We start from the raw sequence: 19,054 nt of genomic DNA, 5'->3' as shown, positions 1-19,054 counted from the left end.
CCGAATGAGCACGGCAGCAGCTGCACACATCAGGAGGGACGCCATGGGGCAAGCGTTGCGTATCCAGGAAGATGCAGTCGTCGCGGAATATGCGTCGGTGAAGTACCGGTCGCGCGAAGTTCCGGGGGATTGGTATGTTGACCCGGCAGATCCGCAGGCGGCGGACCGCTATATCGAGAGCACTCGGGAGTCACTGGAAGGCGAAGCAACAGCTCTTCTGGCTGCCCACGAGGCTCTTGTCGGAGGCGCGCCCGTAGATCCGGAAGACGATCTCGACGATCCTCCCATGGAGCTGCGCCGTCCGCTCGACAACCCGGCCCAGCCGGTGTGGATCGGGCTTCCGGGCCAGGGGGACTTCGACGACGAAGGCGAACTCGGCTGGCAGACGGACGCCTTGTGCGCCCAGACGGACCCGGAGGCGTTCTTCCCCGAGAAGGGCGGCTCCACACGGGATGCCAAAAAGGTTTGCGGTGCGTGCAATGTCCGTTCGCAATGCCTTGAATACGCACTCGCCAACGATGAACGTTTTGGTATCTGGGGCGGGCTCTCCGAGCGTGAACGCCGCAGGCTGAGGAAGCGAGCGGTCTGATTCTCAAGGCAGTACACGTTACCGCCGTCGTCGTCTCGCATGACGGCGGTAACTATCTCCCCAGAACCCTGGCGGCTCTGCTGGACCAGACGCGTCCGGCAGATGCCGCCATTGGCATTGATACGGGCTCCCGCGACAAGTCCGCCGCGTTGCTGCAGCGGGCTCTCGGCAAGGCCAATGTCACCAGCACTGGCGAACACAAAGTAGGTTTCGGTGCGGCCGTCATGGCCGGCCTGGCCCGTTCCGCTCCTTCGCAGGAGCAGGGCACGGTGGAATGGATCTGGTTGTTGCATGACGACGCCGCTCCGGCCCCGGACGCACTCGCCGAGCTGCTTCAGGCAGTCGAACGCGCTCCTTCGGTCACCGTGGCCGGTTGCAAGCAGTTGGCCTGGAATGCGGAACGCAGGCTCATCGACGCCGGCCTGTCCACGAGCCGCTGGGCCGAACGGCTGACGCTCATTGAAGCCGACGAACTCGACCAGGGCCAGTACGACGGGCGCACGGACACTTTCGCGGTGAATTCCGCAGGCATGCTGATCCGCCGCGATGCCTGGGAGCAGCTGGGCGGCTTCGACCCCGCGCTTCCGGGCGTCGGAGACGACGTTGATTTCTGCTGGCGCAACTGGCTTGCCGGCAACAGGGTTGTGGTGGTTCCGGCGGCGCGCATGTTCCATGTGGAGCACCGTCCCCACAGCCTGGCGACACCCTCGGCCGCACGAAAGAGCCAGGTCCATTTGAGGCTCACCCACGCTTCGCCGTGGAAAGTTCCGCTACACGCGCTCGGCGCGTTGCTCGGGAGCATGGTCAGGCTCGTCGTGAGCATCCTGGTCAAGGAGCCCGGTCACGGAATGTCCCAGCTTGGCGCGACCGTTGCTGCGCTCGGCCGTCCCGGGGCGATTTGGCGTTCCAGGCGGAACGCGGCCCAGACGCGACGCGTGCCACGGTCAATGGTCAAAGGTCTGCAGACTCCGCGGCGCGAGGTCTGGGCCCACCGCCGCTCCCTCGTCGAGGCGATTGCGGACGAATTCCAGGAGACGGATTCCCTGTCTCCGGAACCGAGCGGCGACGCCGGTGACGATTTCGTAGCCCTCGCAACGAATGAGCGAGGTTGGATCGGAACGGGCGCTGTGGCCGCCGGATTTGTTGCGCTGGCCGCTTCCATCGTGGGGCTGTTGGGGCTCCTGGGGGCAGGCGGAGTGGCGGGCGGAGGCCTCTTGCCGTTGTCCACCGCTGGCGACATCTGGCGGTCCGCGTCCACTTGGTGGATTGGCTTGGGTGCAGGCTTGCCCGGACACGGGGATCCCTTCGCTTATATCCTGTGGCTTGTGTCATTGCTCGGGGGAGGCGACTCCAGCACAGCCATCGTGTGGCTGTTGTTGCTGGCGATGCCGCTGGCAGGCCTGGGCGCCTGGTTTGCCGCGGGCGCGATGACCACGCTGCGCCGCTACCGTTTCATTGCGGCGCTGATCTGGGCCGGAGCGCCGGCCCTCCAAGTCGCATTGAACCAGGGAAGGGCCGGCGCCCTCGTGGCCCACGTCGCGATGCCCCTGCTGGTGCTGGCCCTCTTCCGGGCCACCGGATCGGCCCTGGGGCGCGGCGCTACGTTCGACCAGCAACAGAATCACCATCGGATCCAGCCATCCGGCTACGCCGCAGCCAAGCCTTTGACGGGCAAGCCGGGCGTCAACGGCACTCCGTCGTGGACGGCTGCCGCGGCGGCCGGCCTGGCGCTGGCCGTGGTGACGGCCTCTGCGCCGTCGCTGCTACCTCCCTTTGCCGTCCTCATTGTTTTTTGCGGCATCTCCCTGGGGCGCCGCGGGCGGACCATTTGGTGGTCACTCCTTCCGAGTGCCGCGCTCTTTGCACCGTACGTCCTCTCGGTCCTTGAACGGCCCCGCACCATGCTGGCCGATCCAGGCCTCCCGTTGGGGTTCGAAGCCGCACCGTTATGGCAGCAATTGCTTGGCCAACCCTTGAAATTCGACGTCAACGGCGGTTTGGCCGGCTTGGCATTATTCGGCCCGTCGGTTATTCCGTGGGCGCTGGCGCTTGCCCTGCTGCTCGGTGCCCCGGTCCTACTCCTGTCGATTGCCGCACTCTTTGTGCCCGGGCGGCGGTCGCGCGTCACGCGTTTCCTCTGGGCAGGGGCCCTTTTGCTCCTCGCCTGGGCCTGGCTCGCCGGACACGTGGCAACCGGTGTCGACGGCAACCTGCTCGTCGCACCTTTCACGGGGCCGGCAGTTTCGGCCGCCGGGTTCGCATTCCTGGGAGCGGCGCTGATCGGCGCCGATAACCTCCTCCAGCTGAAAGCCAAGGCAGAGCACGGCCGCCCGGTCCAGCGCGCGGCAGTGCGAATCGTCTCCGCTGTAGCAACGCTTCTCCTCATTGCCGGCCCCCTGGCCAGCATGGGCCTGTGGGCAACCCAGAACGTCCTGGCCAGCGCAGACACCTCGGCTTCGGCCAGCGGGGCGCTTGGCACGCCGCGCCTGGTCCAGCCCTCAGGGCAGGGCACCTTGCCGGCCACCGCCGTCGATCACGGCCAAGGGCCGGAACAGACCCGTACGCTGGTCATCACCGCCGGTGAGAACGGTGGCTACACGTCATCCCTCATGCGCGGAGCCGGCACCACATTGGACTCGCTCTCGACTATTGCTGCGGGACGATCCATCGTGGGATCACCCGGACAGGAACGCCTCGTAGCCGACGACGACGCTACCGCGTCCATCCGGAACGCCGTTGCCACGATTGTCGCGGGAACAGGTGTAGACCCCCGGCCCGGCCTTGAGCAGCTCGGTGCCGGATTCGTGGTTCTGAAGTCAGCCGACACCGCTGCCCAGCTGACGGCCAACCGGATCGATTCCGTTCCCGGCCTGGTGGCTGTGGGCAAAACCGATTCGGGGTGGCTGTGGCGGGTCACGCCGCTCAACCAAGCAGCCGCAGCCGACGCCGAGACGGCGCACCGCGTCAGGGTGGTGGATGCCAAGGGTGCCGTTGTTGCCCTCTTGCCCTCCTCCGGAACCTCTGCCGCCGGCAACATCCCGGCAGGCGGGGACGGACGCCTGATAGTGCTCGCCGAGCGGGCAGACGCCGGTTGGAGCGCTTGGTTGGATGGGCGCCAGCTGAGCCCGACGACGTCCGGATGGGCCCAAGCATTTACCTTGCCGTCTACAGGCGGCCAGATCGAGATCCGCTACACCACCGTTTGGGAGCCCTGGCTCAGCATTCTTCAGGCCGTAGTGATTGGATTGACCGTCCTGCTGGCCATCCCCATGCCTGCCCGCAGGCCGAAAGTCGGCCTCATGAAGGAACAAAACTCCCTCCGTAAGGAGTACAGCAGTGTCTGACAACCAAGGCCCGGCACCCGAGCCCGGAACGGGGTTGGGGAAGCGCGGCCAGCGCAAAGCCGGGAACAAGAACAAGGCGGTTGTGTTGGGAGCGCTTTCCGCGACGTTGCTCCTTGCTGCAGGGGCCGGGATGGTATCGGCAGCATCCATCCTGCCGTCCCCGTCGGGAAGCAAAACGCTGGACATGTCCCTCGCGGATGTCCCGGCGGGCGGGACAACCGCAGTGTGTCCGGCACCTCCGCGTCTCCCCGAGGGAACCGCCACGGGCACCGACAGCCAGTTCAGCCCTGTTTCACGGTCGGCGAAGAGCTTCCTGGATGCGGTGGTGCTCAGTGACGCCTCCGGATCCGTTCCCGGGAGCAACCTCGCCTCACTCGGAGGCTCAGCGATCGCCGAGATTGCCAAGCCCCCCGCCGCTGTCCAACCCCCGGCGTCAGGGCCTCCCGTACTGAACGCCGGCGTCGTGGCCCAGAGGCCCGCAGGCGACGTTACTGTGGTGGGCGCCGATCCCATCAGCGGCCAGAAGGCTGCGGTAGCGGGCTTGATGAGCTACAGCGCGAGCGACGGCGACCTCCGTGGACTGGCTGCGGCACCCTGCCAGCAGCCGGTCAACGATGCATGGCTCCTGGGAGCAAACACCGCCCTGGGGCGAACCGCGGTTTTGAACATCAGCAATGCCTCGGGCACACCGGCTACCGTCAATCTCGAGCTGTTCGGTGCCCGTGGACAGATCCAAGCCCCGGACAGCCGTGGCTTGCTGGTTTCGCCGGGCGCTACCCGGTCCATCAACTTGGCCGGACTGGCCCCGAACGAGGGCCAGCTCTCGGTGCATCTGCGCAGCAGCGGCGGCCCGGTCGCGGCAACCATCCAGCAGAGCGTTCTCCGGGGCCTCACCGCCGGTGGCGTCGAGCTCATTACGCCCGGTGCCGGCGCGGCCGATTCCCAGGTCATGACCGGGGTGGACGTCCAGGACCCGGCCGCCGTGAAGTCACTCGCGGACAAGCCCGGTTTTGCCGACGTCGTTCCGGCCCTGCAGATCACCGTCCCCGGTCCTGTGGACGCCGTGGTGGACGTGCGTTTGTTCGGACCGAACGGCCAGCGCGCTTTGCCCGGCGGGGGAGCGGTGACCGCCAAAGCGGGTTCGGTTACCGAAGTGCCGCTCACAGGCGTTCCGGCCGGCATGTATACCGTGAGCGCTACTTCGGATGTTTCCTTCGCAGCGTCCTCCCGGGTAACGCGGGGCCTCAAGGCCGAGGATCCCGTTGATTTCGCTTGGTCTCCGGCCGCGGTCCGTTTGGGTAGCCAGCATGTGATGGCGGTGCCCCAGGGCGGGACCCGCTTCCTAAGCTTCGGCGTGCCGACGGGCCGGGCCACGGTCAGCTACACGCCGGTCACCTCGGACGGCAAGGTACACAAGGCGCAAACAGTCGATATCGCCGGGGGGACCACCGCGGTCATCGGCGTTCCGGATAAGTCCGACGGCGCCGCGGTCTCGGGCTACATCGTGTCGGCGGCAGGTGACGCGGCCTACGGCGCGCTGGTGCTTGGCCAGGGCGAGCAACCCGGCGTCTCGGTCCTGACCATCCAGGATGGCGCTGCGGGCCACGAAAAAGTACAGGTCACGCTGGGTTACTGATAACGACGGCGGTAAACGGGGTCCAGGGTCTCCGGTGGCACTCCGAGCATCTCGGCGGTGTACTCGACGACGACGTCGTGCACCAGGTCCTGGAGGTCCTCGCGGCCGCCGGTGGTGTGCTCGACGACGCGCCGATAGATGGTGATGACGGGTCCTGCGCCGTGGGCTGCCGGGGTGTATGAACCCAGCGGTGCCGCGGTTCCCTCGGCCACCAGTTGCTCAAGGTTCGGCGGGATCTCGTCGACGGCGAACGCGACGCCGTCGAGCCGTTTGCCCCACATGTCCTGCAGCCGTTCGGCGGAATCGAGCACGAGGTCATCGAACCTTTCGGCACGCGTCCGGTAGCCGGGAAGGTTGGGAAGGATGATTTCCCCGCGCAGCCCCCGCCCGTGGCGGTTCCTGCGGCGCTCCCTGAAGCCGCGTGCGGACGTGCCCGCCGTCGTCGTTTCCTGGCTGTCCCCGGTGTCGGACAGATGGACTGTGAAGCCCGGAACGTGGTGCTGTGACTGCATATATCGACTCTAGACCCGTGATTCCGCCAACGCGACATAATGCGCGCAAAGGGGCAATGCACCGCGCCGCGGGGAAGTGCGGCTAATCTGGGATGTTGTGGGTGCAATTCGTCAGTGTTCCAGATCAGCCTGCCGCCAATCCGCGGTGGCTACTTTGACGTACGTCTACGCCGAGTCCACGGCGGTGCTGGGTCCGTTGGCCACGTATGCCGAGCCGCATTCCTACGATCTGTGCGCGCAACATGCCGAATCGCTGACTGTGCCGAGGGGTTGGGAAGTCATGCGGCTCGCGATGCCGTCCTCCCCGCCCCAGCCCGGGCCAGACGATCTCCTTGCCTTGGCGAACGCCGTGCGCGAAGCCGCATCGGCGCCGGCCGCGCAGGAACAGCGCACGCTCCGCGCCCCCTTTGACGGACCGGTCCCTGCCGAGGGAACCAGGCGCCACCTGCGCATCCTGCGCGATCCTTCCTGAACCCTGGGCAGCAGGAACCGCACGTCGTGTGGCCCTATGTGTCGCCGCTCCCTGTGTGACAAGCTTTGTGACACCGTGCGCTGCGCCCCGGGTTGTACTCTGGAAGCTGCCATATCTGTCCAAAGCGGCGTCTGCGAGATGCCATCCAGGGAGCTTCAACCATGCCAAAGGTCAGTCCTGAATTGTTGTCCATCCTGCGGTGCCCTGTCACCGGGTCCGCGCTGGAGCAGGACGGCGAGGAACTTGTCTCGACGACGGCGGCCGCCTCGGGTGAGAAGCTCCGCTATGCCATCCAGGACGGAATCCCCTTGCTGCTTCCCCCGGAGCTGCTTGCCGCAGCCAACGCCGCGGCCTCAGATCAGCACGATGGTCCCGCCCACGCCTGAGCACCCCCTGACTTGACCATTCGGTACTTCCAAAGGACTTCCATGACTTTCGACTACAAGGTTAAGAACATCTCCCTGGCTGAAGCCGGGCGCCACCAGATTCGCCTGGCCGAGCACGAAATGCCGGGCCTCATGTCGCTGCGCGCAGAATTCGGTCCGAGCCAACCTCTCAAGGGCGCACGCATTGCGGGATCCCTGCACATGACCGTGCAGACCGCGGTGCTCATCGAGACGCTGACAGCCCTCGGCGCCGAGGTCAGATGGGCCTCGTGCAACATCTTCTCCACGCAGGACGAGGCCGCTGCCGCCGTCGTTGTCGGCAAGGGAACCGTCGAGGATCCCCAGGGTGTTCCCGTGTTCGCCTGGAAGGGCGAGACCCTCGACGAATACTGGTGGACCGCGGAGCAGATCCTCAGCTGGCCGGGCGCGGACGCCAACCCGGAGTTGGGCCCCAACATGATCCTCGACGACGGCGGCGACGCCACGTTGTTGGTCCACCAGGGCGTCGAGTTCGAAGCTGCGGGTGCGGTGCCGACCGCCACGGAAAGCGATCCCGAAGAGTATGCACTCGTCCTTGACGTGCTGCGGAAGAGCCTTGCCGCCGACCCGAAGAAGTGGACCCGCATCGCCGCCGGCATCCGCGGCGTGAGCGAGGAAACCACCACGGGGGTGCACCGTCTCTACCAGCTCGCCGAACAGGGCAAGCTTCTTTTCCCGGCCATCAACGTCAACGACTCGGTGACCAAGAGCAAATTCGACAACAAGTACGGCATCCGCCACTCCCTGCCGGACGGCCTCAACCGCGCCACGGATGTCCTCATGGGCGGCAAGGTCGCCGTCGTCTGCGGCTATGGTGACGTCGGCAAGGGTGCGGCTGAGGCCCTCCGTGGCCAGGGTTCGCGCGTGATCGTGACGGAGATCGACCCCATCTGCGCGCTCCAGGCAGCCATGGACGGCTACCAGGTGGCCAAGCTGGATTCGGTGGTGGAACAGGGCGACATCTTCATCACGACTACCGGCAACAAGGACGTCATCATGGCTTCCGACATGCTCCGCATGAAGAACAAGGCGATCGTGGGCAACATCGGCCACTTCGACAACGAGATCGACATGGCCGGACTGGCAAAGGTCCCCGACGTCCAGAAAGTGGAAATCAAGCCGCAGGTGCACGAGTGGGTGTTCGCCGCAGCCGACGGCCGCGAAGAGCGATCGATCATCGTGCTTTCCGAAGGCCGCCTCCTGAACCTGGGCAACGCCACCGGCCACCCCTCGTTCGTCATGAGCAACTCCTTCGCAAACCAGACGATCGCCCAGATCGAGCTGTGGACCAAGAAGGACCAACCCGAGGCCGAGCGCGAATACTCGAACCAGGTCTACGTGCTGCCCAAGATCCTCGATGAGAAGGTCGCCCGCCTGCACCTGGATGCTTTGGGCGTGGAATTGACCGAGCTCAGCAAGGAACAGGCGGAATACCTGGACCTTGACGTTGCCGGGCCGTACAAGCCGGAACACTACCGGTACTGAGAACATTGGCTGGGAGCACGCCGACAGGTGTGCTCCCAGCCAATATCAAGCCGCGCTCTTTAGGATGCGGCTGTGGGGCGTGAGTTTTTTGGGGGGCGTGAGTTTTGGAGAAAACAGGAATGGGCCTTAATCCCGACGGCGAGCAAGCGGACACTTTCGAGCATGTGGACGCTGCGCATCTGGACACCGCGCAGACGAAGCGAAGCAGGTTCCGCAAGGTCGCCTGGATCGTGGTTGTCTGCCTCATTGCCGCGCTCAGTGGCGCGTTCGCTGCCGTGGCCCCGCGTGCGGCCAGTGCGGCAATCGAGTCCGAGGGATCATCGGGTGAACGCAGCGAGGCGGCAGCCGTGCTGCCCGTCGTGAAGCCTGCCACGGTGGTTGCCTCGCCTGCGAGCGGGGCAAAGCAAGTGAACCCGGCTGCGCCCGTCACGATCAGCGTCAAGGACGGAACCCTGGACAGGGTCTCCTTGACGAGTTCCCAGGGAAAGACCGTTGACGGTGCGTCGACCCCGGATGGACTGAGCTGGACCGCATCCACGCCCCTCGAATTCAACTCCTCCTACACTTTCAATTACACCGTTGCGGATGCTGCCGGCCGCGCAACGTCGAAGACCGGAACCTTCACGACGGTTTCCACCCAGAACGAGGCAGACGCCGCCATGTACCCCCTGGACGGGGCGAAGGTAGGCGTGGCGCAACCTCTCCAGCTCACGTTCAGTGAACCCGTGGTCAACAAAGCCGCCGTCGAGAAGGCCATCAAGGTCACCTCCACGTCGGGCCAGGTCGGGGCCTTCCACTGGTTCAGCGACACCATGGTGCGCTACCGTCCGGAGAACTTCTGGGCGGCGAACAGCACTGTGACAGTGGACCTCAAGCTGTTCGGGGTGGACTTCGGCAACGGCCAGATCGGCAATTTCAACAAGACGAACACCTTCAAGATCGGCGATAAGAAGGTGGCGGTGGCCGATGCGGTTGCCCACACGTTCACGGTCAGTGTCAACGATCAGCAAGTGGGCCAGTGGCCGGACACCATGGGCGACACCAGGTTCCCTTCCGCACGCGGCTACTTGGTGCTCATGGAAAAGTACCGGGTAGAGCACATGGATGCCTCTACCATCGGCCTCAAGCCGGGGGATCCGGCCTACTACGGACAGCTAGACGTCAACTACGCCACGCGCCTGACGCCCAGCGGCGAGTTCATCCACCAGGCCACGGACGCGGCTATGCAGTACGTCGGCGTCACGAACCTCTCCCACGGCTGCATCGGGCTGGGACCTGACGGTGCGAAATGGGTGTTCGACAACATGACAACGGGTGACGTCGTCCAGGTGGTCAATACCGAGGGCGATTACGCCAATTTCGACGACGGCTTTGGCGACTGGAACATCCCGTGGGCCCAATACGCCAATTGACCAGTACGCCAATTGCCATGGTGCGCCTAGCGGCACTGTCCGGGACGCATCAGTACCCCCGGTAGACTTGGCGGGTCAGTCTTGGGGGGCTGGCTTTCTGCCGGGGGATGTGGAGTTGCACTGTGGCGTCGCAAAGGAAACGCAAGACCGGGAAGATTCTCGGAATCATGGGGATGTGTGCCGGCGTTGCGGCCGGAGGAATCGGTGTTGCAACAGCCCCGAATTGGCTGCAAACGGCGGTTGAATCGGAAGCGGGATCGCCGCAACGTACGGTTGCCGGACCGTGGTCCGCCGTCGTCAAGGCAGTGGAACTGGGAATCACGCCCCTTGACGGTGCCCGCGAGGTGAATCCCGCCGTCGGGCCTTCCGTCAAGGCGGTGCACGGCACGCTGAAGGACGTAGAGCTCGTCCCGGCAAAGGGCGGCAAGGCCGCCAAGGGAACGATGAGCGCTGACGGCAGCACCTGGTCCGCGCTGGATCCCTTGGCGTTCAACACCGAGTACCGTTATGGCTTTACCGTTGTTGACGGCGCGGGCCGGGAAACCCGGAAGACGCAATCCTTTACCACGGTATCCACGCCCAACGAGGCCAACGCCATGGTGTTCCCCAACGACGGTTCCGTCATGGGCTCGGGGCAGCCCATCGAAATCAACTTCAGCGAGCCCGTGGCGGACAAAGCCGCCATGGAACAGGCTGTGAAGATCAGTGTTTCCTCCGGCCAGGAAGTGGCCTGGCGCTGGTACTCGGACCGGAAAGCGCGGATCCGCCCGGAGACCTTCTGGGCAGCCAACACGAGCGTGACAGTGGACATGCCTTTGTTCGGCCGGGATTTCGGCAACGGAATGATCGGCAACTCCAACGTCAAGGCCACGTTCAAGACCGGTCCGCAGCGGATAGCGGTAGTGGACGATGCGACCAAGACCATGAAGGTGTATTTCGACGGGGCACTCGTCAAGACTGCTCCAGTCACCCTCGGCAGCCCGGACTGGCTCTCGCCCACCGGCTACGCCGTGATCATGGAGCAGGAACGCCACTCCAAGTTCAACGCCGGCAGCATCGGCCTCAAACCCGGTGACAAGGGCTACTACGCACCGCTCGTCGTCGAGCACGCCAACCGGCTCACGAACTCAGGGGTCTATGTACACCAAGCGCTCCCGTCGGCCTACGGGGCCGTGGGCGCCTACAACGTCTCGCACGGCTGCGTTGGGCTGCTCCCGGCCGACGCCGCGTGGTTCTTCAACAACATGCGGACGGGGGACGTGGTGCAGGTACTGAACACAGGCGCCCCCGCCGTGGAGCCGCTTGAAGGATTCGGCGACTGGAACATTGCCTGGGGCGGCTACGCGAGGCGCTGAGCATTGCCGGGACTTGCCGCAGTGGTGCCCGACGGCGGGGCGCACCTTGCGTGCCGCGGGCTTGGCTAGCGCGTGAACGGAAGCCTGTTGAGTCGATCCCCGACAACGGCGCTGCGTTGTTCTGCGCGGCGCAGCCGTTCCAGGTCCCGGTTCCGCCGCTCGCCCAACACGGCGTGCAGGTAGCCTTCCGGCGTCGTTCCGGGCGGCGGCGGTGGGGCGACGTAAGCCGCCAGTTCGCTTGCGAGGGCCGCGGCCAGGCGGGCGCGTGAGTCCGGCGCCATCCGCGAGGCCTGCTGGATGAACTGCGAGGCCCTCCGCGCCGTGCCGTCCGGAACCCTCCCGATGTCCGCGAGTCCCACCCAAGCCTGCAGGTATGGAGGGGCATAGGGGAGGATTTTGGGTTCAGCGGGAACGCGCTGCCTGAGCGAATAAGTTCCGGCCACGACATCTCCGAGCCTCTTCGATTTGTCGTTGAACAGCGCCACACCAATGGCCAATCCGCCGAATGTAGCGTAGATCTCCAGGAAGCCGATCAACCCGCGGATCACCGCGTGCCGGAAGCGGATGGATCCGCCGTCGTCGCGCACGATCCTGAGCCCGGTAGCCAGCTTGCCCAGCGAACGGCCGCGGCTCAGCGTTTCCACCGCCACGGGGACGACCACGAGGCACAGCACCACGCTGGACAAGGCCATCGCGCGGCCCGCGGCCACGTCCACATCCGGCGCAGCCATACTGAGCAGGAACAAAAGACCCAACAGCAACACAACGTGAACCACGACATCGAGCATGAGCCCCAGGGCCCTCGCCCCGAACGATGCCGGCCGCAGTTCAAGGACTACGGCCTCGCCGGTAATGATCGAACTCAAGCCCGCCCCCAAGCATTGCCACGATGTCTGCAGGACCGGACGGCTCCCGCTGGATCGAGTCTAGCCGCGGCCACGGAGGCGGAGGAGGGGTTTGCTTGGATGTGGGACTGTTTGGGGACGGTTGGGATTAGGGTAGAGCCGTGGACATGGACGCCTTCTCTGTCGTGAACGGGACAAAATGGTCCCGCTTGCACGAGCTCGCGCACAAACGACGCCTCGAGGGCGGTGAAGCCGACGAGCTTCTGCGTTTGTACCAAGTGGTGTCATCGCACCTTTCCCTCATCCGGTCCGTGGCCCCGGAGAGCGCACTCTCCGCCTCTTTGTCTGCGGCCCTCGCCCAGGCCCGTACCCGCTTCACCGGGGCGCGATCGAATTTCATGGAAGACCTCGCCCGCTTTTTCGTGGTGTCCCTGCCCGCCGCGTTCTACCGCTTGCGGTGGCTCACGGTCTGTTGCGGGGTTTTCTTCTGCCTTGTGGCTGCGGCCTACACGCTCTGGATCGGAACGTCCCCGGACGCCTTGAGGGCCCTCGGAAGCAGCAGTGCCGTGAAGCAATACGTCGACCATGACTTCGTTGACTACTACTCCGAGAACCCTGCTGCGTCCTTCGCCGGCGCCGTCTGGACCAACAATGCCTGGATCGGGGCGCAGGCAGTGGCCTTGGGCATCACCGGTTTCTGGGTGCCCTACATGCTGTTCTCGAATGCACAGGGTCTCGGAGTCGCCGCGGGAGTGTTTGCAGCCACCGGCAAGATGGACGTGTTTTTCAGCTATATCCTCCCGCACGGCCTCATGGAGATGACGGCCGTGTTTATCGCCTCCGCGGGCGGTCTCCGCATTTTCTGGGCCATGGTTTCCCCGGGCCCGCGGCGCAGGATGCAGGCAGTGGCGGAAGAGGGGCGTTCCCTGATCACGGTGGCCTTGGGCCTCGTTTTTGTCCTGTTCGTTTCCGGACTTGTCGAGGCCTTTGTGACGCCCAGTCCGCTTCCCGTGTGGGCCAAGATCCTTATCGGTTCGCTCGTTCTCGCGGCATACTGGGTCTATGCCTTGGTGCTGGGCGGGCGTGCATTCCGTGCCGGCGCCACGGGCGACCTGGACGCAAACGATGCCGGTTACCGGGAGATAGCCGCCTGACGGCCCCGGGTCCGGCCGCAATCCGACGTTCACCGGGGTGGCTCACCGTCTCTCCGCGAAGGCTGACGGTAGGCTCGAAGGCAGAGAAGATTGCCAGCAGACCGTTCCTGCTCCGGCATGTGAATCCTACGGAAGTGAAATCGAAGTGACCGAGAAGAGCCCGATCCCCAAAGACCCGGACGCGGATATCCACGACGACGGCGATGAGCCGGCCTTCGAATGGATGAAGCCCGCACCCAAGTCGGCGGCCGCTGACGCACGCCCGGCAAGGGCCGCCGACGGAGCCCGGGACTCTTCGACGAAGCGGGTGCCCGAAGAAGGCAAACCGGGAGCGGGGCCCGCGCCACGGGCGGCTGCAGGCGAAGCTGTACGGCCTCCCGCCGAACGGCCCGCCGCAGGACAACAGCCGGAGAGCCGGGCAGACCGCAAAGCCGCCGAGGCTGCGGAGGCCGGGCCGGAACCGTCCCTCTTCGCAGAGCCTCTGCCGACGTCGGCCCTTCAGGTCCGCCCGCCGGAGGCCGAGGTGGAACGTCGCAACCACGAGCGGGAGCAGGCTGCCAACGCCAAGCCGCTGGCGCCGCGCATCTTCCAGGTCCTGCTGGCCGTTTTCTACCCGGTTGTGCTCTTGGTGCTGGCAATCCGCGCGGTGGCGAGTCCGCTGTTCCTGTGGGTAGAGTACTACCGGCCGGGATTCCCCGGTGACGGCTATGGCTTCAACGCCGATGACCGGATGACCTATGGTTCTTATGCGCTGGACTATCTCAGCAACTGGTCCGGGCCACGCTACTTGGGCGAGCTTGTCAACCAGAACGGCGAGAAGCTGTTCAAGGAGGGCGAAGTCGCCCACATGGCCGACGTCAAGACCGTGATGCTCTCCGCATTCGGTGCCGGCGCCCTCATGATCATCATTGGCATCATCGCAATGATTTATCTGCGCAAGCGAAGCACGGGCGGAATCCGCCGCGGACTGTTTGCCGGTTCGATCGTCACCTTGGTGCTCATCCTGGGACTGGGCACGCTTGCGGCACTCGGCTGGCAGCAGTTCTTCACGGACTTCCACCACATCTTCTTCGCCAACGGCACCTGGACATTTGCGCTCGACGACACGTTGATCCGCTTGTTCCCGGGGCAGTACTGGATGGACTCCGGAATCGCGATCGGCGCCTTGGTCTTCATCACAGCCCTGCTGACCCTCATCTTCACCTGGCCTACCCGCCGTCGTCGCGGACTGTCTCCCAAGAACCAAGCCGTTGCGGAAGACAGCGTAGGTACCGACCCGGAAGCCCTCACGGAGGCCGGAGCGCCGGAGAAGTAGCACCACCGCAACAACGAAAAAGCGGCCCGCCTCGGAACATCCAGTCCCGGGCGGGCCGCTTCTTTGTGTGCGTGCCGTGCCGACCTTGCGGACAAGCCCTTAGATCCAGGACGGCATCCACATGCGCATGCGCCAGTCCTGGTAGCTGATCACTTCCGCCGTCCACACCGGATAGAAGAACGCCGACAAAAGCACGGCAAGGACCACCACAAGGCCAACCACGTACAGGCCGGAGCGGCGACGCCACGGAGGAGCCCCGCTCCTGCCCAGCACCAGTCCCAATCCATAAACGAGAGCCAGCACGAGGAAGGGCTCGAAGGAAAGCGCGTAGAAGTAGAACATGGTGCGCTCCGGATACATGAACCACGGCAAATACCCTGCGGAGACGCCGGCCAGGATGGCCCCCGCCCTCCAGTCGCGCCGGCCCGCCCACCAGAACAGCACCACGAAGAGTGCAATCGTGGCACCCCACCAGATCACCGGGTTGCCGACGGATAGGATCGCCGAAGTGCAGTTGGGCAGATCGCAGCCAGGGGTTCCCTGCTTGGGGGACTCATAGTAGAACGACGTGGGCCGCCCCATGACGAGCCAAGTCCACGGACTCGCCGAATACGGGTGCGGCGAACTGAGGCCCTGATGGAAGTTGTAAGCCTCCATGTGGTAATACGCCAGCGAGCGCAGCGGCCCGGGAATCCATCCCCACGTGTCGGAAGGGTTCGTGTCCGCCCAGTGCCGGTAGTAGGCGTCCTTGGAAAGGAACCAGCCTGTCCACGTAGACAGGTACACGGCTCCGGCCACGGGGATCATGGTGAAGAACGCCGGAATGCCGTCCTTGATGATCCCGGCGCTGGGCCAGCTCCGGATGCCCGCAATGCGCCGCGCGCTCATGTCCCAGAACACGGTCAACAGGCCGAAAGCAACGACGAAGAACAGTGCCGACCACTTGGTGCCGACCGCCAGGCCGAGGCAGACACCGGCCGCCAGCCGCCACCACCGGAATCCGAGCCACGGCCCTGAGGCGAGGTGCGACACCGTCGGCCGGCCGTCCTTGGAAGCGCCTGCCAGCGCGGCAAGCCGTGCCGCCAGCCGGCGCCTTCCGTCGTCGCGATCCATCAGCAGGGCGCCAAAGGCGGCGAGCAGCCAAAACATCAGGAAGATGTCCAGCAGGGACGTCCGCGACATGACCAAGTGGTGGCCGTCGACGGCGAGCAGCAGCCCGGCGGCGGCGCCCAGGATGTGGGAACGGAACAGCTTCAGGGCGATCAGGGCGATCAAGGCGATGGAGAGGGTCCCCGTCAGGGCCGCGGAAAACCTCCACCCGAAGGAATTGTCCGAACCGAAAAGCCACATCCCGAAGGCGATCATCCATTTCCCTACGGGGGGATGTACCACGTACTCGGGGGAGTTGAGCAGGACGTTGGGGTTGCCTGCATTGAAGGCATCGTTGGCCTTGTCCGGCCAGCTTCGCTCGTATCCGCTGACGAGGAGCGAGTAGGCGTCCTTGACGTAGTAGGTCTCGTCGAAGACGAGGCTGTGCGGTGCGTCGAGGCGGACGAAACGCAGGATCCCGCCGATCACGGCCGTGATGGTGGGGATCAGCCAGAACCACAGCCTCAAGGACGGCGGATAATCCCGCCAGCTTTGGATGCTGCCAATGAGCCGCGTCCGCAGAGCTTCGGCTGTGAAGGCGTCCTCTGGCCGGGTCAACCAGCGCCGTATCAACCAGGTTTGCGGGGCGGGGCGCACGGAGGTATCGGTCACTCAGCCCATGCTACCTTTTGCCTCCGGGGGCTCCCTGAAAGCGGCAGCCGGGGCATTAGGCTTGTGGGGTGACTGAACAGCTGAGCTCCCCGGATGAAACCACCGTTCCTGACTCGGCGGAGTCCCTTGAGGCGGAGCCTCTTGAAGGACAGGCGCTTCCGGCCCTGCCGGACGGGGTAGGCCGGATCGTGCTGGCTGCCACTCCCATCGGCAACGTCGGCGATGCCTCCAGCCGGCTCATCGAGTTGCTGCAGACGGCCGACATCGTCGCCGCGGAGGACACCCGGCGCCTGCATCGCTTGGTCCAGTCGCTTGGCATCACCGTGTCGGGCCGGGTCATCAGCTACCACGAGCACAACGAGGCCGCCAAGACCGAGGAACTGCTGGATCACGTTCGGGCGGGCAAGACCATCATCATGGTGAGCGACGCCGGCATGCCCGCAGTGTCCGACCCCGGCTTCCGCCTCGTGGAGGGTGCAGTGGCAGCAGGGCTGTTCGTCACCGCCTTCCCCGGCCCGTCCGCAGTGCTGACAGCCCTGGCGCTATCAGGGCTGCCCACTGACCGGTTCTGCTTCGAGGGATTCCTGCCCCGCAAGGCCGGCGAACGCAGCTCCCGGCTTGCGGACCTCGCCAGCGAACGCCGGACGATGGTGTTCTTCGAGGCACCGCACCGGCTCGAGCCAATGCTCCGTGCCCTTCACGAACGGTTCGGTTCGGACCGCCGCATCGCCGTGTGCCGCGAATTGACGAAGACCTATGAGGAAGTCATCCGGGGAACCGTCCGGGAGCTGCTCGAGTGGGCTGAAAACAACGACGTGCGCGGCGAGATTGCCGTCGTCGTGGCCGGCGCCCCCGAACAGGCGCCGGGCAAGCCTGAGGACCATGTTGCCGCGGTCAATGAACTCATTGCCCAGGGCGTCAGGCTCAAGGAAGCGGTGGCCGCAGTGGCCGAGGACGCCCGCATCAGCAAGCGCGAGCTGTACTCTGCCGTGCTCGCGGCGCGGTAGGGCTGTGCTCGCGGCGCGGTATCTCGGGCTCTACCCCGGGGCTGTGCAACTGCACAAACTCCTGCTCCCGCGGCAGTGCGCGAAGGCGTAGACACTGCTTCGCGGCGGGCAGTACCGTGACAGTAATTCCACAAAAATCAAGTGTTGGTGCATCCCTACAGGCTGCGCTGACTGACGAAGGAGTCACTGTGACTGTTACCGCCGATCGCGAAAGCGAACTTCTCGCCTCCGTTCCCACGGGGCTGCTCATCAACGGCCAGTGGCTGCCTGCCGCATCCGGCAAGACGTTCGACGTCGAGGATCCCGCCACGGGCAAGGTGCTCGTGAGCATCTCCGACGCCGGGGCGGAGGACGGCGCCGCGGCGCTGGACGCTGCTGCCGCCGCCCAGGCCTCCTGGGCCCGCACCGCTCCCCGCGAGCGTGGCGAAATCCTGCGCCGCGCGTTCGAGCTGGTCACGGCACGCGCCGAAGACTTCGCGCTGCTCATGACCCTGGAAATGGGCAAGCCGTTGGCCGAAGCCCGCGGCGAAGTAGCTTATGGTGCCGAGTTCCTGCGCTGGTTCTCCGAGGAGGCCGTGCGCGTCAGCGGCCGGTACTCCGCGGCCCCGGACGGCAAGAACCGCATCCTGGTCCAGAAGAAGCCGGTTGGCCCGTGCTTGCTGATCACCCCGTGGAACTTCCCGCTGGCCATGGCTACCCGCAAGATTGCCCCCGCAGTTGCCGCCGGCTGCACCATGGTGCTCAAGCCCGCAAACCTGACCCCGCTGACCAGCCTGCTCTTCGCGCAGGTCATGCAGGAAGCAGGCCTCCCCGCAGGCGTGCTCAACGTCATCCAGACCTCAACGGCAGGCGCGGTCACCGGGCCCCTCATCAAGGACGACCGCCTGCGCAAGATCTCCTTCACCGGTTCCACCGCCGTCGGGCAGGCCCTCATGCGCGAAGCCGCGGACAAGGTCCTGCGCAGCTCCATGGAACTCGGCGGCAACGCACCGTTCGTGGTCTTTGAGGACGCCGACCTGGACAAGGCCGTTGAAGGCGCCGTCGCGGCCAAGATGCGCAACATGGGCGAGGCCTGCACCGCAGCCAACCGCTTCATTGTGCACGACTCCATCGCTGACGCTTTCGCCGATAAGTTCGCTGCCAAGATCTCGGCACTTAACACAGCGCGCGGTACCGAGCCGGACTCCACGGTCGGTCCCTTGATCGACGGCAAGGCCCGCAACGGCGTGCATGCCCTTGTGTCCGACGCCGTTGCCAACGGCGCGATCGCTGTCACCGGAGGTGCCCCGGTGGACGGCCCGGGTTACTTCTACCAGCCCACCGTGCTCAAGAACGTGTCAGCGGATGCCCGCATCCTGAAGGAAGAAATCTTCGGACCGGTGGCCCCGATCATCACCTTCAAGAGCGAAGACGAAGCCATCAAGCTGGCCAACAACACCGAATACGGCCTGGTCGCGTACGTCTACACCAAGGACCTCAACCGGGGCCTGCGCGTCAGCGAACGGATCGAGACCGGCATGCTCGGCCTCAACGCCGGCGTCATCTCCAACGCCGCTGCACCCTTCGGCGGCGTGAAGCAGTCCGGCCTGGGCCGTGAAGGCGGTTTCGAAGGCATCGAAGAATACCTCACCACGCAGTACGTCGGCATCGCGGATCCTTACGCCGACTAGTAGAACTTCGGCGGACCTCTCGCAACGGGGAACTGCCGTTGAGTGAAGGCAGGGCACTGAACCTTTGGGTTC

General features: G+C 65.3%; 15 protein-coding genes. 12 read left to right on the top strand and 3 right to left on the bottom strand.

Annotated elements, in window-relative coordinates; translation table 11 throughout:
- The first annotated feature begins 43 nt into the window (after positions 1–43).
- Genes QRN59_RS03105 through QRN59_RS03095 form a run of 3 tightly spaced genes read left to right on the top strand, consistent with a single transcriptional unit; the run spans position 44 to position 5,569 of the window.
- Entirely contained in the window at positions 44–589 is a 546-nt protein-coding gene (locus QRN59_RS03105) for a WhiB family transcriptional regulator (protein WP_284981309.1), read from the top strand.
- Positions 589–3,933, top strand: a complete 3,345-nt coding sequence (locus QRN59_RS03100; RefSeq protein ID WP_284981308.1) for a glycosyltransferase family 2 protein — start codon at positions 589–591, stop codon at positions 3,931–3,933. Before QRN59_RS03105 ends, QRN59_RS03100 begins: the two co-directional genes overlap by 1 nt.
- Positions 3,926–5,569, top strand: a complete 1,644-nt coding sequence (locus QRN59_RS03095; protein WP_284981041.1) for a DUF5719 family protein — start codon at positions 3,926–3,928, stop codon at positions 5,567–5,569. Before QRN59_RS03100 ends, QRN59_RS03095 begins: the two co-directional genes overlap by 8 nt.
- Here the strand turns inward: QRN59_RS03095 and QRN59_RS03090 are convergent.
- Entirely contained in the window at positions 5,563–6,081 is a 519-nt protein-coding gene (locus tag QRN59_RS03090; protein ID WP_284981040.1) for a metallopeptidase family protein, read from the bottom strand. The two genes, QRN59_RS03095 and QRN59_RS03090, sit on opposite strands and share 7 nt — an antisense overlap.
- A 97-nt stretch (positions 6,082–6,178) precedes the next feature.
- Here QRN59_RS03090 and QRN59_RS03085 point away from each other — a divergent pair, with 97 nt between their 5' ends.
- From QRN59_RS03085 to QRN59_RS03065, 5 genes are all read left to right on the top strand, one after another.
- On the top strand, positions 6,179–6,553 hold the full coding sequence (locus tag QRN59_RS03085) for a DUF3499 domain-containing protein (protein ID WP_284981039.1): 375 nt from the start codon (positions 6,179–6,181) through the stop codon (positions 6,551–6,553).
- 161 nt (positions 6,554–6,714) lie between these two features.
- The gene (locus tag QRN59_RS03080) at positions 6,715–6,939 is read left to right on the top strand and encodes a Trm112 family protein (RefSeq protein WP_284981038.1); all 225 of its coding nucleotides are present in this window, start codon (positions 6,715–6,717) and stop codon (positions 6,937–6,939) included.
- Positions 6,940–6,981: 42 nt separating this feature from the next.
- Complete coding sequence (ahcY, locus tag QRN59_RS03075) at positions 6,982–8,463, top strand: adenosylhomocysteinase (RefSeq protein ID WP_284981037.1); 1,482 nt, start codon at positions 6,982–6,984, stop codon at positions 8,461–8,463.
- Positions 8,464–8,582: 119 nt separating this feature from the next.
- Entirely contained in the window at positions 8,583–9,875 is a 1,293-nt protein-coding gene (locus tag QRN59_RS03070; protein ID WP_284981036.1) for a L,D-transpeptidase, read from the top strand.
- 122 nt (positions 9,876–9,997) lie between these two features.
- The gene (locus tag QRN59_RS03065; protein ID WP_284981035.1) at positions 9,998–11,230 is read left to right on the top strand and encodes a L,D-transpeptidase; all 1,233 of its coding nucleotides are present in this window, start codon (positions 9,998–10,000) and stop codon (positions 11,228–11,230) included.
- Between the two features lie 65 nt (positions 11,231–11,295).
- On the opposite strand, the gene QRN59_RS03060 is transcribed toward QRN59_RS03065, so the two are convergent.
- Positions 11,296–12,096, bottom strand: a complete 801-nt coding sequence (locus QRN59_RS03060) for an RDD family protein (RefSeq protein WP_284981034.1) — start codon at positions 12,094–12,096, stop codon at positions 11,296–11,298.
- Positions 12,097–12,236: 140 nt separating this feature from the next.
- Between QRN59_RS03060 and QRN59_RS03055 the strand changes: the two genes are divergently transcribed.
- Positions 12,237–13,229, top strand: a complete 993-nt coding sequence (locus tag QRN59_RS03055; RefSeq protein WP_284981033.1) for a stage II sporulation protein M — start codon at positions 12,237–12,239, stop codon at positions 13,227–13,229.
- A gap of 145 nt (positions 13,230–13,374) precedes the next feature.
- A complete protein-coding gene (locus QRN59_RS03050) occupies positions 13,375–14,544 on the top strand; it encodes a TIGR01906 family membrane protein (protein ID WP_284981032.1) in 1,170 nt (389 codons plus the stop codon).
- A gap of 99 nt (positions 14,545–14,643) precedes the next feature.
- Here QRN59_RS03050 and QRN59_RS03045 read toward each other — a convergent pair whose 3' ends face one another.
- Positions 14,644–16,305 (bottom strand): dolichyl-phosphate-mannose--protein mannosyltransferase, encoded by a 1,662-nt coding sequence (locus QRN59_RS03045; RefSeq protein WP_284981031.1) that lies wholly within the window; start codon positions 16,303–16,305, stop codon positions 14,644–14,646.
- 164 nt (positions 16,306–16,469) lie between these two features.
- Between QRN59_RS03045 and rsmI the strand changes: the two genes are divergently transcribed.
- Positions 16,470–17,312, top strand: coding sequence for a 16S rRNA (cytidine(1402)-2'-O)-methyltransferase (rsmI, locus tag QRN59_RS03040; protein ID WP_284981307.1), 843 nt, complete (start codon positions 16,470–16,472; stop codon positions 17,310–17,312).
- A 188-nt stretch (positions 17,313–17,500) separates the two neighbouring features.
- Positions 17,501–18,982: an NAD-dependent succinate-semialdehyde dehydrogenase gene (locus QRN59_RS03035; RefSeq protein WP_284981030.1), complete on the top strand. Its 1,482-nt coding sequence runs from the start codon at positions 17,501–17,503 to the stop codon at positions 18,980–18,982.
- Positions 18,983–19,054: the final 72 nt, after the last annotated feature.

The organism is Arthrobacter sp. efr-133-TYG-118 (assembly GCF_030209755.1).
GTDB lineage: Bacteria > Actinomycetota > Actinomycetes > Actinomycetales > Micrococcaceae > Arthrobacter.
Note: the sequence above shows the minus strand (reverse complement) of the source record. Positions and strands in the feature narration are given on the sequence as shown.